Origin of the sequence: Streptomyces sp. NPDC050610, from assembly GCF_040654875.1 — a bacterium.
GTDB lineage: Bacteria > Actinomycetota > Actinomycetes > Streptomycetales > Streptomycetaceae > Streptomyces.
The window spans coordinates 60,868-74,773 of record NZ_JBFAIV010000030.1; the positions used below are offsets into that span (position 1 = coordinate 60,868).

Here is a 13,906-nt window from a genome sequence, read left to right on the forward strand (position 1 = left end):
CTCAGAGCTCCTCCGTGGTCGAGCCGGTCAGGAAGCGCACCGGGTTGCGGCGGGTCATCAGGTCGATCAGGTCGTCGTCGAGCCCGGCGGCGCGCGCCTTGGGGAGGAAGGAGCGGAACAGGTGTCCGTAGCCCTGGCCGCCCTCGCTCTCCAGATAGCCGTGGCGTGAGATGTCGCAGCTGAGCAACACGCGGTCGGCGTGGCCTGCTTCCACCAGCGCGAGCAGCAGCCGCAACCGCGTGTCGTCGCTCTGATAGCTCTCCTTGCCCACCGTGTCGAAGGCGACATACGCCCCGGCCGCCGCCAGCTCCCGGTGAACGGACGGGTCGTCGAGCAGGTCCTGGTGGCCGACGCAGACCCGGTGCGCGGGCAGCCCGGCGTCCGTCAGCAGCGCCAGCTGGGCGAGCCCGCCATGGCCGAGCTGCGCGTGCGTGGCCAGGGACAGCCCCGTGGCGGCGGCGGCGCGGGCGGAGGCCAGCAGGGTGCGGGTCTCGGCGGGGCTCGGACGGTCGCCGTGGCTGCCGACCTCGCCGATCAGCCCCGGCCGTATGCCGCTCGCGCCGAACCCGTTCTCGATCTCGCGGACGAGCGTCTCGGTCAGCTCAGCCGGCCCGGTCGCGCCCACTTCGCTCGGGTGGAACGGCTCGTAGTACCAGCCGGTGGACGCGACGACCGCGACGCCGGACCGCTCGGAGATACGGGCCAGGGCGTCGGCGTCGCGGCCCATGCCCCGGCAGGTCTGCTCGACGACGAGCGACAGTGCGAACTCGTCGCGCAGCGCCGCGAGTTCCGCGGTGACCGGCTCGGAGTGCTCGGCCGGGCTGAGGACGGCCGCGCGGTCGGAGTCCCGGCTGAGGTCGATGACGAGGTGTTCGTGGGTGAGGACGGGGCCTTGGATGTCGGTGGGGGAGAGGGGACCGGTGACGGTCTGGAGGTGGTTCATGGGAGCTGTGCCTTCCTGGCGAGGGGCCCTGTCGTCATCCCTTGACGGGGGTGAACAGGTTCAGCCAGTACAGGAGGTTGAGGATGATGCCGCCGACGATGACCGCGGCGGGGGCCGCCGCCATCCGGACCACGACTCGGCCCATCGCCTCGTTGAGCATGTAGAGCCCGCCGACTATGAGGATGCCGAGGCCGCCGCCCATGGCGTTGGCCGCCATCAGGGAGCCGAAGAGGATCGCGAGCCCCAGCGTCTCGGAGATCGCGCTGCGCAGGTGTTCGGAGGAGTCGCGGACCGACGGCAGCTTGCCCAGCACCCGGCCGATCCAGGAGAGCGCCAGTACCTCGCAGGCGAAGACGAGGGCGCCGACGATGACCGCGAGCCAGGGGTTCGGGAGCAGGTAGCCGATCGGGTAGACGAGGGTGAAGCCGGCGATGCCGTACGCGCCGGAGGCGAGCGCGGTGGTCGCGATCAGCGGGATGAAGCCGAAGACGCGGTAGAAGTCGACCTGGGCGGCGCCGCTGTAATCGCCCTTGGCGATCAGGAAGCTGGTGGCCTCGCCGCCGCCGAAGATGTGCATCTGCGCCAGCAGGCAGACGCCCGCGCCGAGCACCATGAAGAGCGGCAGGTACTTGCGCAGCCGGGCCGCACTCGCACTGAACAGCGAGGCCATCGGATCGTCGGCCGCCTCGCCTCCGCCCGCGTCCGCGGGGGCGGCCGCCTTGCCTTCCTTCGTGTCCCCGGGGGCGGCCGCCGCGGCCTCGGCGGCGCGGTCGGCCTTGCGCTGCCGCATGTCCTTGGCGACCGCGAAGCCGATCAGCATCAGCACGCCGACGGCCATGGCCAGGGCGCCCGCGAACATGTTGGGCCAGAGCTTCATCGTCATGACGACGAGCGCCAGCTCGACGACGCCCGCGATGCCGCCGCGCGCCTTGCCGAACTGCTTGGTGATGGCGAGGACGGGGAAGAGCGCGAAGAGGAAGAGGATCGGCGTCGACATCTGCTGCATGGCGGTGATGAAGTCGACGGGCAGGTCGTGGGCGAGGTTGTTCGCGCCGTTCAGCCCGAAGACGATGACCGCGCCCCAGGCGGCGCCGAGGATCGGGGCGAGCCACTTCTTCGGCGACAGGATGCCGAGGATGTCGGTGGGCAGGAAGACCAGCCAGGGGTTCAGCACACCGGTGGACAGCGCCATCGGCGCACCGAGGCCGAAGATGAAGCCCGCGGACAGCCCGAACGACACCGCCGTCATGGCGCTGCGCGTCGTCCGCCCCTGGATGAAGTCGAGCATGAAGGGGCGGGCGCCGTCATTGAAGACGGCGAGCGCCATGTGCGAGATGAACGCTGTCAGCGCGCACAGGACGATGACGGTCAGCTCTTGCGGCAGCGTAAAGCTGAGGCTGTGGCTCGCGGCGGCGAGGGTTGTACTCACAGGTCACTCCTTTGTGCCCCGGTGTTCCGGCAGGTCTTGCTCCCGGCGTCCCGGTGTCCTTGGGTCAGCCGCGGGCCGCGATGGCGCGGGCCACGATGGGGGCCACCAGGTCGATCTGGTCGATGGCGAAGCCGAAGACCTTCTTGCCCTCGGCGAGCAGGCCGTTGACGTCGTCCTCGGTAGGGACGGAGCGGCCGAAGGTGTGGCAGGCGTCCTTGCCCATGAGGCCGACGAGGACGCCGAGGGAGGCGCCGGCGCCGGTGTGGCAGGTGCCGAGGAAGTAGTCGGCCTGGCCGGCGCGGAGCTTCATCGCGGCGTCCATGTCGCTGGAGACGGTGATCTCGACGCCGTCGAGAGCGAGCTTCTTGACGGTCTCCGCGACCTCGACCTTGCCGACGCCGCCGGTGAGGATCTTCGTCATTTCTGGTGCCTTCTCTCTGCTGGTGGTGCGGGGTTTCGGGCGTTCAGGAAGCGGTGGAGTGCTGGGCGAGCACGGCGAGGTGCATCCCGAGGAAGTTGATCTCGGACTCCGGGAGCGGGGCGCCCAGCACCCGCTTGGCGCGGGCGGAGATGGCGTGGGCCCGGTCGACGGCGTCGGGGTGGCCGGCCAGCTCGGCGGCCACCTGGTCGTCGGTGAGGAACTGCTCGATCGGCTCGCCGGCCAGCAGCCGGGTGAGGGCCATCATCAGATGGCTGGTGAGCATCCCGGCGGTGTCCTCGGTGACGGTGTGGCCCTCGGAGGTGAGGGCCTGCAGCTCACTGGTCACGAAGTCGGCCACTTCGGGCCGCACTTGACCGCTCTCGCGGAAGAGCTGGATGCGGAGGGCGAGCTTGTCATCCATGGTCATCCTTTCCACAAATTCGACAGTAACCAGGATTTTGGATTTTCGTCAGTGACTTAAGTCCCGATTCGTACACTTGGGGGGAGGGGGCTCGGTCAACCGGCGATCTTGATCGGGGTGAACAGATGCGCCCAGCTCGCGAGGTTCAGCGCGATGCCGACCAGGATCACGGCGCAGGGCGCCGCCGCCAGCCGCATCACGGGCCGGCCCATGGCCTCGTTCAGCACGTAGAGCCCGCCGACCAGCGCCACCCCGACCCCGCCGCCCATATGCATCCCGGCCAGGATCGAGCCGAACAGCACGGCGATCTCCAGCACCTGGTTGATGGCGTTGCGGATGTGGTCGGAGGCGTCCTGCATGGACGGCACCCTCGCGAAGAGCCGGCCGAGCTGGGAGAGCGCCAGGACCTCCACGCCGAAGACCGCCACCCCGGCTATACCGCCGACCAGCAGGTTCGGGGCCGCTATGTACCCGGCCGCGTACACGAAGTTCATGCCGTTGGTGGCGTAGACACCGGAGGCCAGCGAGGTCAGCCCGATCAGCGGGATGAAGCCGAAGGTGCGGTAGAAGTCGATCTGCGCCGCATTGCCCATGTCTCCCTTCTGCACGATGTAACTCGTCGCCTCGCCGCCCGCGAACACCCCGGTCGCGCAGAGCGCGCCCGTCAGCCCGCCGAGCAGCAGCAGCCACGGGAGGTATTTGCGCAGCCGCTTCGCGTTCCCGCCGAAGAGCGAGTCGGCGGCCGACGTGTCGACCACGGGCAGCTCCTCGCCCCTCGCCGCGGCCTCCGCTCGCGCCGTGCGCCGGTTGACGACGTCGCGCCGCACCGCGAAGGCGACCAGCATGGCCATGCCCGCGGCCATCGCCAGCGCACCCGGGAAGAGGCTCTTCCAGAAGTACGCCGTGGCCAGCATGATCAGGCCCTCGACGGCGAAGGCGATCCCGCCGCGCGCCTTGCCGAACTGGTAGGCGATGGCCACGGCCGGGAAGAAGGCGAAGAGGTACATCACCGGGTCGGACAGCGCCTGCATCGCGGTGAGGAAGTCCACCGGCAGCGCCTGCGCCGCGTCGGTGGCGCCCGCGAGACCGAAGATCACCAGCAGCGCCCAGGCCGCGCCGAGTACCGGGGCGAGCCACCGACGCGGCGCGAGCAGACCGAGGATGTCGGTCGGCAGGAAGAGCAGCCACGGGTTGAGGACGCCGGTCGAGAAGGCCATCGGCGCGCCGAGCCCGAAGATGAAGCCGGAGGAGAGGCTGAAGGCGATGGTCGCGATCTCGCGACGCTTCATCCGGCCCTGGCGGTAGTCGAGCATGAACGGCCGTACACCGTCGTGGAAGACGGCCACCGCCATGTTCACCAGCAGCGCCGAGAGCGCGCAGACGACGACGGTCAGAACGATCTGCGTGGGGGAGAGACTCAGTGAGTGGTGCCCACTGGCGGCGAGTGCCACCGCCCCCGGCCCTTGGTCTTGCATGTGGGTCTGCTTTCAGCCGTACGGATGGTCAAGCAGTGCGGATGGTCAGTAGGAGGGGATGCGCTCACCGCGCAGCACCTCGCTCTGCGATGTGGTGATGACCGACAGATCGAGCGCCTCGCGCACCGCGGTCAGCGCCGCCGCCCCCGCCGCGCGGCCGATGATGGCGGCGCTGGAGTTGCGCAGCGACAGATCTCGGGTGATCTCGTCGCCGAGCGGCAATATGTCCACGGAGGCGCCGAGCTGACCGTGCGGCACCTCGTCGAGGTTCCACACGGTGGCGTCCAGCTGATCGCTCGCGAAGAGGTCGCCCAGCTGCATGTACGAGGTCTCGATCCACTCGATGTCCGTGCGGCCCGCGAAGGCGCGCTCCGTGAGCATCCGCTGGTCCTCGGAGGAGTGGTCGATCGCGACGCGTAGCCGCTGCTCCAGCGAGGTGCCGTGGCGCAGCAGCATGCCGTGCGCGCCGACGTAGGTGGCGGGGCCCAGATCCGCGACCAGCTCCAGCGGGTGTTCCTCGGTGAGCCGGTCGGCGGCGAAGCGGGAGAGGACGACGAGGTCGACCTTGTCTTCCAGCAGGGCGGCGGCGCGGGCGCTCGCACCGCGCATAAAGGTGATCGCGAAAGGTGCGCCGGCTTCTTCGAAGGCGTCCCGCAGGCCGGTGGCCAGACCCTCGTAGCGCCGGGAGTAGGGCAGGGGCATCGCCGCGAGCAGGGTGCCGAGGCCGGCCAGCCGCCACAGTATGGTCCGGTCGGCCCGTACCAGGAAGGTGCCGAGATGCCCGCGGGCGACCGTCTCGATCGCGCCCGCTTCCTCCAGCATCTGCAGCGCCGCCTGCACGGTGCCGTTGCCGACGCCGAGCTGTGCGGCGAAGTCGCGGACGCGGGGCAGCCGGGCGTCCTGCTCGTGGTTGAGCAACAGGGCCGCGAGCTGCCGGGCGGCCAGTCCATTGCGGGTCAGGAACCGCTCATCGATGCCGTTCACGCATACGACAGTAACCAGGATTCTGGATATTGACAAGGGGTCTCAAGACTCACTTCCCAATGCTCCGATTAGTGTGATTTCTCCAGTACGGTCGCGGCGGCAGGGTCCGGCGGCAGGGCTCTGGAAAAAGGAGAGCAGGAGTGAGCAACCCCGTACCCCCGCGTGGCAACCCCGATCAGCCCTGGCGGGCGGAGGGCACGCCGCCCGCCCCGGCGCCGAAGCGCAAGATGCCCGGCGGCTGGGGCCGGCTGATCCTCACCGCCATCGCCGTCTTCCTGATCACGGACGTCCTGCTGTCCTTCTTCGGCGGCAACGACACCAAGTCGATCTCGTACACGGAGTTCAGCAACCAGCTCAACGCCGACAACATCTCCAAGCTCTACTCCAAGGGCGAGTCGATCCAGGGCGAGCTCAAGGCGAAGAAGCCCGTCCCCGGCGGCAAGGGCGACTACACGCAGTTCGAGACCCAGCGCCCGGCCTTCGCCAACGACAAGCTCTGGGAGACCCTCGCCAAGAACAAGGTCACCGTCACCGCGGAGCCGGTCGTCAAGGAACGCAGCTTCCTCTACAACCTGCTGATCTCCCTCGCGCCCATGCTGCTGCTGGTGGTGCTCTGGATCTTCATCGCGCGCAGGATGCGCGGCGCCATGGGCGGCGGGATGGGCGGCTTCGGCCGCAAGGCCCCGCCCAAGCCCGTGGTGCCCGAGGAGGGCAAGCGCACCACCTTCGAGGACGTCGCCGGCATCGACGAGGTCGAGGCCGAACTCACCGAGATCGTCGACTTCCTCAAGAACCCCGACGCGTACCGCAAGCTCGGCGCCCGGATGCCCGGCGGCGTCCTGCTCGCAGGACCGCCCGGCACCGGCAAGACGCTCCTCGCCCGCGCCGTCGCGGGCGAGGCCGGCGTGCCCTTCTTCTCCGCCTCCGCCTCCGAATTCATCGAGATGATCGTCGGCGTCGGCGCCGGCCGGGTCCGCGAGCTGTTCACCGAGGCCCGCAAGGTCGCCCCGTCGATCATCTTCATCGACGAGATCGACACCATCGGGCGGGCCCGCGGGGGCGGCGGCATGGGCGGCCACGACGAGCGCGAGCAGACGCTCAACCAGATCCTCACCGAAATGGACGGCTTCTCCGGCTCCGAAGGCGTCGTCGTCATCGCAGCCACCAACCGCGCGGACATCCTCGACAAGGCCCTCACCCGCCCCGGCCGCTTCGACCGCACGGTCACCGTCAGCCCGCCCGACCGCGACGGCCGTGAAGCGATCCTGCGCATCCACACCCGCCGCATCCCGCTCGCGGACGACGTCGACCTCGTCCAGGTCGCCCGTACGACCCCGGGCATGACCGGAGCGGACCTCGCCAACCTCGCCAACGAGGCGGCGCTCCTCGCCGTCAAGCGCAAGCAGCCGGTCGTCGGCCCCGCCGAGTTCTCCGACGCCCTGGAGAAGGTCCAGCTCGGCGCCGAACGGCCCCTGGTGATGCCCCAGGAGGAACGGCGCCGCACCGCCTTCCACGAGAGCGGCCACGCTCTGCTCGGCATGCTCCAGCCCGGCGCCGACCCCGTCCGCAAGATCACCATCGTGCCCCGCGGCAGGGCGCTCGGTGTCACCATCTCCACCCCCGATGCCGACCGCTACGCCTACACCGAGGAGTACCTGCGCGGCCGGATCATCGGCGCGCTCGGCGGCATGGCGGCCGAGAAGACCGTCTTCGGCGTGATCACCACCGGCGCCGAGAACGACCTGGAACAGGTCACCGGGATCGCCCGCGGAATGGTCGGCCGCTGGGGCATGAGCGAGCGCGTCGGCCGCCTCACCGCCATCCCCGGCGACGCCCAGCAGGCGTACGGGCTCTCCGCGGCCCCCGCCACCCTGGACGCCGTCGACAACGAGATGCGGCGCATCGTCGACGACTGCTACGACGAGGCGTGCCGGCTGCTGACCGAGCACCGCGCGCAGCTCGACGCCCTCGCCGAAGCGCTGCTCGCCAACGAGACCCTGGAGGAGGACGAGGCGTACCGCGTCGCCGGGATCACCCGCCTCAGCAAGCCCGAGGGCTGACGAGGAACCCGGCGGCCGGACACGCCACCGTACCGACCGGAGCGGTCAGACCAGGGCGATCAGATAGCGGAACACATTCGGCATCCAGACCGTGCCGTCCTCCCGCAGATACGGGTGGAGCGCCTCGGTCAGCTCCTTCACCACCTGCGTCTGGTCGGTCGCCCGCGCCGCCGCGTCGAACGCGCCCGTCGAGAGCAGACCGCGTACCGCGCACTCCATGTCCGCGTAACCGAACGGGCACGCCACCCGGCCCGAACCGTCCGGGCGCAGCCCCGCCCGCAGGGCCAGGTTCTCCAGGTCGTCCCGGCCGCTCGGCCGCCACCGGGCGGGCGCGCACATCGGGTCCGCCAGCCGGGCCGCGACCCGCAGCGCCCCGGACGTCGCGCAACGCTCCTGGGGGCCCCACCCGGCCAGTACGACCGGAGTGCCCCGCTCCGCGCAGGCCGCCGCCTCCGTGAGCGCAGTCGACATGGTCCGGGCGCTGCCGCCCGCGCAGTACAAAGGATCGAAGGCGGTCACCACATTGAAGGCTGCCCCACTCGGATCGGTTACGCATCCGGGGCCGCCATGCCCCAGGCGCGTACCGTCCGCCGGAGTGCGCTCCGGGAGCAGCCGCTGCCGGGCCAGCTCCAGTCGCCGGTCGTCCGGGTCGACCCCGCTCACCGTCGCGCCCCGCGCCGCCGCCATCAGCAGCGCCAGCCCGGAGCCGCAGCCCAGGCTGAGCAACCGGGTCCCCGAGCCTACTTCCAGCCGTTCGTAGACCGCCTCGTAGAGCGGTACCAGCATCCTTTCCTGGATCTCGGCCCAGTCACGGGCCCGCTCCTGGGGTGCGGGAAAGTCCTGGTGCCGCCGCACGAGCGTGGATGTCATCGAAAGCGCCCCAATCCGCCGAGAGACGTGATGTATTCAAGGTTCTCCGCCCCCGTATGCGCCGTCGTGCGCGCAGTTGTGGAACACCCCCGTATGCCAGGGAACTCCGCATCCGCCGACTCGTCCAGTGGGGGATGCCCCTCTGGGAGCGATTCACGCTCCGTTGCGGGTGCCCCGTACCATTCCCGCCATGGCAAAGGCTCCCGTTCTCACCCCTCAGGCGGAGGACTTCCCCCGCTGGTACCAGGACCTGATCAACAAGGCCGAGCTGGCGGACAACGGTCCGGTGCGCGGCACCATGGTCATCCGACCGTACGGGTACGGGATCTGGGAGCGCATGCAGCAGAGCATGGACGCCCGGATCAAGGACGTCGGCGCCCAGAACGCGTACTTCCCGCTGCTCATCCCGCAGTCCTATCTGACGAAGGAAGCCGAGCACGTCGAAGGCTTCGCGCCCGAGCTCGCCGTCGTCACGCACGGTGGCGGCAAGGAGCTGGAAGAGCCGGTCGTCATCCGGCCCACCTCCGAGACGATCATCAACGAGTACTTCTCGAAGTGGGTGCAGAGCTACCGCGACCTCCCCCTGCTGATCAACCAGTGGGCCAACGTCGTCCGCTGGGAGCTCCGCCCCCGCCTCTTCCTGCGGACGAGTGAATTCCTCTGGCAGGAGGGCCACACGGCCCACGCGACCTACGAGGACGCCCGGGACTTCGCGGCCCTCATCCACCGCCGGGTCTACGCGGACTTCATGGAGAACGTCCTCGCCATGGACGTCGTATTGGGCCGCAAGACGCCCAAGGAGCGCTTCGCGGGCGCCATCAACACCCTCACCCTTGAAGGGATGATGGGCGACGGCAAAGCCCTCCAGATGGGAACGAGCCACGAGCTCGGCCAGAACTTCGCCAAGGCGTTCAACACCCAGTACCTCTCCAAGGACGGGCAGCAGGAGCACGTCTGGCAGACCTCCTGGGGCTCCACGACCCGCATGGTCGGCGCCATGGTGATGATGCACGGCGACGACAACGGGCTGCGCGTACCGCCGCGCCTCGCCCCCATACAGGCCGTGGTCCTCGCGATCAAGGGCGACGAGGCCGTCGCCAAGGTCCGCGAGATCGGCGACCGCCTGAAGGCGGCGGGCATCCGCGTCCAGGTCGACGACCGCGTCGACACCCCCTTCGGCCGCCGCGCGGTCGACTGGGAGCTCAAGGGCGTGCCCGTACGCATCGAGGTCGGCCCCCGCGACCTGGAGAACGGCACCGCGATGCTCGCCCGCCGCATCCCGGGCGGCAAGGAGCCCGTACGCCTGGAAGGGCTGGCCGACCTGCTGCCCAAGGTCCTCGAAGAGGACCAAAAGACGCTGCTGCGCCAGTCGCGGGAGCGCCGGGAGGCCCGTACCACCGAGGTGGCGACGGTCGAGGAGGCCGCCGAGGTGGCGTCCGGGGGCGGCTGGGCGCGCATTCCGTGGGCGGACCTGGGCCCGGCGGGCGAGGCGGCCCTCGCCGAGCAGGCGGCGTCCGTACGGTGCCTGGTCGCCGAGGACGGGTCGGTACCGGAGGCGGACGACGCCGCGGGTACTGTCGCCATCGTCGCGCGCGCCTACTGATACCCCGGTCCCCCTCGGGGTTACGTCCCGGCTTGGGAACAGGTGCGCGACTTCTCCGCACATCGACGCACCCGCCCTCGTCGGGACGCATGAGCGTGAACTGACTGGTACGTGCAAATTATTTGGGATGGCCCGGTATCGGAACACCGGGCCATCCCGGCTCGTTGTCACGACGTGAGCACGACACCGCCTGTTCTCGCCGCCGAACTGGCGCTCGCCTGGGCCGACATTCAACGGCACCATCCCGAGCTGCCGGACCTGGCCGCGCCCGAATCCCTGATCGGAGAATCCTCGTCCGCCTGCGGCGCGGAGCTCTCCTTCGAACGGCTGCTGCATGAGGCAGTCCACGGCATCGCCGCCGCCCGCGGCGTCCGCGACACCTCACGCGCCGGCCGCTACCACAACCGCCGATTCCTGGCGATCGCCGAGGAGTTGGGCCTGGACCACTCCGAGGAGCCGCATCCCAGCAGCGGTTTCTCACTGGTCGTGCTCAACCCCGAGGCGCGAAAGCGCTACCGCCCGACCATCGAGAGACTCCAGCGAGCGCTCAAAGCCCACACCGTCGCCACCACGGCCGACACCTCCCGTACCTTCCGGGGGCCCGCCGCCCGGCACGGCTCGTCCGGCGGCGGGGTACGGGTGAAGGCCGTGTGCGACTGCGGCCGGAATGTCCGTGTGGTGCCATCGGTGCTGGCGCAGGCACCGATCATGTGCGGCGGGTGCGGACAGCCGTTCCGCATCCCCGAGGCGCTGGCGGTCGGCTGATCAGCCGCCGTGTGGCAGAATGGTCAGCTGTACTCGACAGTCGCATAGGACCCCTCTCTCCTCCGGCTGACGCGTCCATCGGGCAGATCGGGTACCGCAACCCCACGTGGCATCTCGTTGTGCCCAACCACGTCAAGACCAGGAGACACCACTTCCGTGGCAGTCAAGATCAAGCTGAAGCGTCTGGGCAAGATCCGTTCGCCTCACTACCGCATCGTCGTCGCCGACTCCCGTACCCGCCGTGACGGCCGGGCCATCGAGGAGATCGGCCTGTACCACCCGGTGCAGAACCCGTCGCGCATCGAGGTCGACTCGGAGCGCGCGCAGTACTGGCTGGGTGTCGGCGCGCAGCCGACCGAGCCCGTCATGGCCATCCTCAAGGTGACCGGCGACTGGCAGAAGTTCAAGGGTCTGCCCGCCCCGGCCCCGATGCTGGTCGCCGAGCCGAAGGCCGACAAGCGCGCCCTCTTCGAGGCCGCCGCCAAGAGCTCCGGCGACGAGCCGAAGGGTGAGGCCATCACCCCGAAGGCGAAGAAGTCGGAGAAGAAGGACGAGGCGGCCGAGGCCACCGCGTCCACCGAGTCGACCGAGGCCTGAGGATGCTCGAGGAAGCCCTCGAGCATTTGGTGAAGGGCATCGTCGACAACCCCGATGACGTACAGGTCGCCTCGCGCGTCCTGCGTCGCGGGCGCGTTCTGGAGGTCCGGGTGCACCCCGACGACCTCGGCAAAGTGATCGGCCGCAATGGCCGTACCGCGCGTGCCCTGCGCACCGTCGTAGGGGCGCTCGGTGGCCGCGGCATCCGCGTCGACCTCGTCGACGTGGACCAGGTCCACTGAGCAGCGATACAGCACCGGCATGGGCCGGGGGCGGCTTCGGCCACCCCCGGCCTTTGTCGGCAGTGACCAAGAAACGAGCAGCCGCGACGGCGCGCGACCACGGCCGCGGGAGCGGTCGCGGCTCGGCCGCACGGAGGAGACAGGCACAGTGCAGCTGGTAGTCGGCAGGATCGGACGCGCCCACGGCATCAAGGGCGAGGTCACGGTGGAGGTGCGTACGGACGAGCCCGAGCTGCGGCTCGGCCCCGGCGCCGTACTGGCCACGGACCCGGCCGCCACCGGTCCGCTGACCATCGAGACCGGGCGGGTGCACAGCGGCCGGCTGCTGCTGCGCTTCGCGGGCGTCACCGACCGTACGGGCGCGGAGGCCCTGCGCAATACGCTCCTCATCGCCGAGGTCGACCCCGAGGAGGTCCCCGAGGACCCCGAGGAGTACTACGACCACCAGCTGATGGACCTCGACGTCGTCACCGTCGACGGCGCCGAGATCGGCCGCATCACCGAGATCTCCCACCTGCCCTCCCAGGACCTCTTCATCGTCGAGCGGCCCGACGGCAGCGAGGTGATGATCCCCTTCGTCGCCGAGATCGTCCCGGAGATCGACCTGGAGGCGCAGCGTGCCGTCATCGACCCGCCGCCCGGCCTGATCGACGACAGCCAGGCCGAGATCGCGAGCGCCCGGGACGCCGAGCAGGGCGGCGCGGACGCCAAGCAGGACGCGGACGCCGAGCGGGGCGCGGAAGCCAAGCAGGGCGACGCCTGATGCGTCTCGACGTCGTCACGATCTTCCCGGAGTACCTGGAGCCGCTGAACGTCTCCCTGGTCGGCAAGGCGCGCGCCCGCGGGCAGCTGGACGTACGGGTGCACGACCTGCGCGAGTGGACGCACGACCGGCACAACACGGTCGACGACAGCCCGTACGGCGGCGGCCCCGGCATGGTCATGAAGCCCGAGCCCTGGGGCGAGGCCCTCGACGCGGTCATCGGCTCGGGCGCCGACGACGCGCGGCCCACCCTGGTCGTACCGACCCCCAGTGGCGTGCCCTTCACCCAGCAACTCGCGGTGGAGCTCTCCGAACGGCCCTGGCTGGTCTTCACCCCGGCCCGCTACGAGGGCATCGACCGCCGCGTCATGGCGGAGTACGGGGAGCGGTTCGACGTGCGCGAGGTCTCCATCGGCGACTACGTGCTCGCGGGCGGCGAGGCCCCGGTCCTTGTCATGGTCGAGGCCATCGCCAGGCTGCTGCCCGGCGTCCTGGGCAACGCCGAATCGCACCGGGACGACTCCTTCGCCCCCGGAGCGATGGCCGACCTCCTGGAGGGGCCCGTCTACACCAAGCCCCCCGAGTGGCGCGGGCACGGCATCCCCGACGTCCTGATCAGCGGCCACCACGGCAAAATCGCCCGCTGGCGGCGGGACGAGGCGTTCCGCCGTACGACCGCGAACCGGCCCGACCTGATCGAGCGCGCCGACCCGGCCGCGTTCGACAAGAAGGACCGCGAAATCCTCGCGGCACTGGGCTGGGCGGAGCTCCCCGACGGCCGATTTGGGCGGCCGGGCCAGGCCGTGGAACAATAGGACGCTGCTGTACGTCCGGCGTGCGCCCCTGCCACAGGGGGAACGACGTCCGCCCGACACAGCGCCGCTCCACCGGAGCGGCACCCCTCAACTCTCATCACGAATTTCCGCTGATGACCTGTGGCATCGGCGAAGAAAGCAGACGGTCATGAACCTTCTCGACAACGTCGATGCCGCGTCCCTGCGCAGCGACATCCCGGCCTTCCGCCCCGGTGACACCGTCAACGTCCACGTGCGCGTCATCGAGGGCAGCCGCTCCCGTGTCCAGCAGTTCAAGGGCGTAGTCATCCGCCGCCAGGGCGCCGGCGTGCGCGAGACCTTCACGGTCCGCAAGGTCTCCTTCTCCGTCGGCGTGGAGCGCACCTTCCCCGTGCACACCCCGATCGTCGAGAAGATCGAGCTCGTCACCCGCGGTGACGTGCGCCGCGCGAAGCTGTACTACCTCCGTGAGCTCCGCGGCAAGGCCGCGAAGATCAAGGAGAAGCGCGACAAGTAATCTGCCGTCCGGCGTCCGGGCC

The 13,906-nt window shown here is 70.0% G+C and carries 15 protein-coding genes; 8 read left to right on the forward strand and 7 right to left on the reverse strand.

From position 1 onward, the window contains the following. Position 1: 1 nt before the first annotated feature. The 6 genes from AB0I22_RS30135 to yhfZ form a co-directional block, all read right to left on the reverse strand. Positions 2-943 (reverse strand): phosphotriesterase, encoded by a 942-nt coding sequence (locus tag AB0I22_RS30135; RefSeq protein WP_363134112.1) that lies wholly within the window; start codon positions 941-943, stop codon positions 2-4. 34 nt (positions 944-977) lie between these two features. Continuing rightward, on the reverse strand, positions 978-2,372 hold the full coding sequence (locus tag AB0I22_RS30140) for a YhfT family protein (protein WP_363134113.1): 1,395 nt from the start codon (positions 2,370-2,372) through the stop codon (positions 978-980). A 64-nt stretch (positions 2,373-2,436) separates the two neighbouring features. Beyond that, positions 2,437-2,793, reverse strand: a complete 357-nt coding sequence (locus AB0I22_RS30145; protein WP_363134114.1) for a DUF2620 domain-containing protein — start codon at positions 2,791-2,793, stop codon at positions 2,437-2,439. Positions 2,794-2,836: 43 nt separating this feature from the next. Continuing rightward, the gene (locus tag AB0I22_RS30150; RefSeq protein ID WP_363134115.1) at positions 2,837-3,214 is read right to left on the reverse strand and encodes a transcriptional antiterminator; all 378 of its coding nucleotides are present in this window, start codon (positions 3,212-3,214) and stop codon (positions 2,837-2,839) included. A gap of 95 nt (positions 3,215-3,309) precedes the next feature. Then, complete coding sequence (locus AB0I22_RS30155; RefSeq protein ID WP_363134116.1) at positions 3,310-4,689, reverse strand: YhfT family protein; 1,380 nt, start codon at positions 4,687-4,689, stop codon at positions 3,310-3,312. 45 nt (positions 4,690-4,734) lie between these two features. Continuing rightward, the gene (gene yhfZ / locus AB0I22_RS30160) at positions 4,735-5,673 is read right to left on the reverse strand and encodes a GntR family transcriptional regulator YhfZ (protein ID WP_363134117.1); all 939 of its coding nucleotides are present in this window, start codon (positions 5,671-5,673) and stop codon (positions 4,735-4,737) included. Between the two features lie 140 nt (positions 5,674-5,813). Between yhfZ and ftsH the strand changes: the two genes are divergently transcribed. Continuing rightward, on the forward strand, positions 5,814-7,733 hold the full coding sequence (gene ftsH / locus AB0I22_RS30165) for an ATP-dependent zinc metalloprotease FtsH (RefSeq protein WP_363134118.1): 1,920 nt from the start codon (positions 5,814-5,816) through the stop codon (positions 7,731-7,733). A 45-nt stretch (positions 7,734-7,778) separates the two neighbouring features. Here the strand turns inward: ftsH and AB0I22_RS30170 are convergent, their stop codons facing one another. Beyond that, positions 7,779-8,603: a methyltransferase domain-containing protein gene (locus AB0I22_RS30170; protein ID WP_363134119.1), complete on the reverse strand. Its 825-nt coding sequence runs from the start codon at positions 8,601-8,603 to the stop codon at positions 7,779-7,781. A 190-nt stretch (positions 8,604-8,793) separates the two neighbouring features. Here AB0I22_RS30170 and proS point away from each other — a divergent pair, with 190 nt between their 5' ends. From proS to rplS, 7 genes are all read left to right on the forward strand, one after another. Continuing rightward, on the forward strand, positions 8,794-10,206 hold the full coding sequence (gene proS / locus AB0I22_RS30175) for a proline--tRNA ligase (protein ID WP_363134120.1): 1,413 nt from the start codon (positions 8,794-8,796) through the stop codon (positions 10,204-10,206). A gap of 174 nt (positions 10,207-10,380) precedes the next feature. Then, positions 10,381-10,971: a hypothetical protein gene (locus AB0I22_RS30180; RefSeq protein ID WP_030884967.1), complete on the forward strand. Its 591-nt coding sequence runs from the start codon at positions 10,381-10,383 to the stop codon at positions 10,969-10,971. A gap of 156 nt (positions 10,972-11,127) precedes the next feature. Continuing rightward, a complete protein-coding gene (gene rpsP / locus AB0I22_RS30185) occupies positions 11,128-11,568 on the forward strand; it encodes a 30S ribosomal protein S16 (RefSeq protein WP_030884970.1) in 441 nt (146 codons plus the stop codon). 2 nt (positions 11,569-11,570) lie between these two features. Continuing rightward, positions 11,571-11,810, forward strand: a complete 240-nt coding sequence (locus AB0I22_RS30190) for an RNA-binding protein (RefSeq protein WP_030884973.1) — start codon at positions 11,571-11,573, stop codon at positions 11,808-11,810. 148 nt (positions 11,811-11,958) lie between these two features. Beyond that, a complete protein-coding gene (rimM, locus tag AB0I22_RS30195; RefSeq protein WP_363134121.1) occupies positions 11,959-12,573 on the forward strand; it encodes a ribosome maturation factor RimM in 615 nt (204 codons plus the stop codon). Next, positions 12,573-13,388, forward strand: coding sequence for a tRNA (guanosine(37)-N1)-methyltransferase TrmD (gene trmD, locus AB0I22_RS30200; protein ID WP_363134122.1), 816 nt, complete (start codon positions 12,573-12,575; stop codon positions 13,386-13,388). Before rimM ends, trmD begins: the two co-directional genes overlap by 1 nt. Before the next feature lie 148 nt (positions 13,389-13,536). Next, positions 13,537-13,884 carry a 50S ribosomal protein L19 gene (rplS, locus tag AB0I22_RS30205; RefSeq protein ID WP_030884981.1) on the forward strand — a complete coding sequence of 116 codons (348 nt, stop codon included), beginning with the start codon at positions 13,537-13,539 and terminating at the stop codon, positions 13,882-13,884. Positions 13,885-13,906 lie beyond the last annotated feature (22 nt).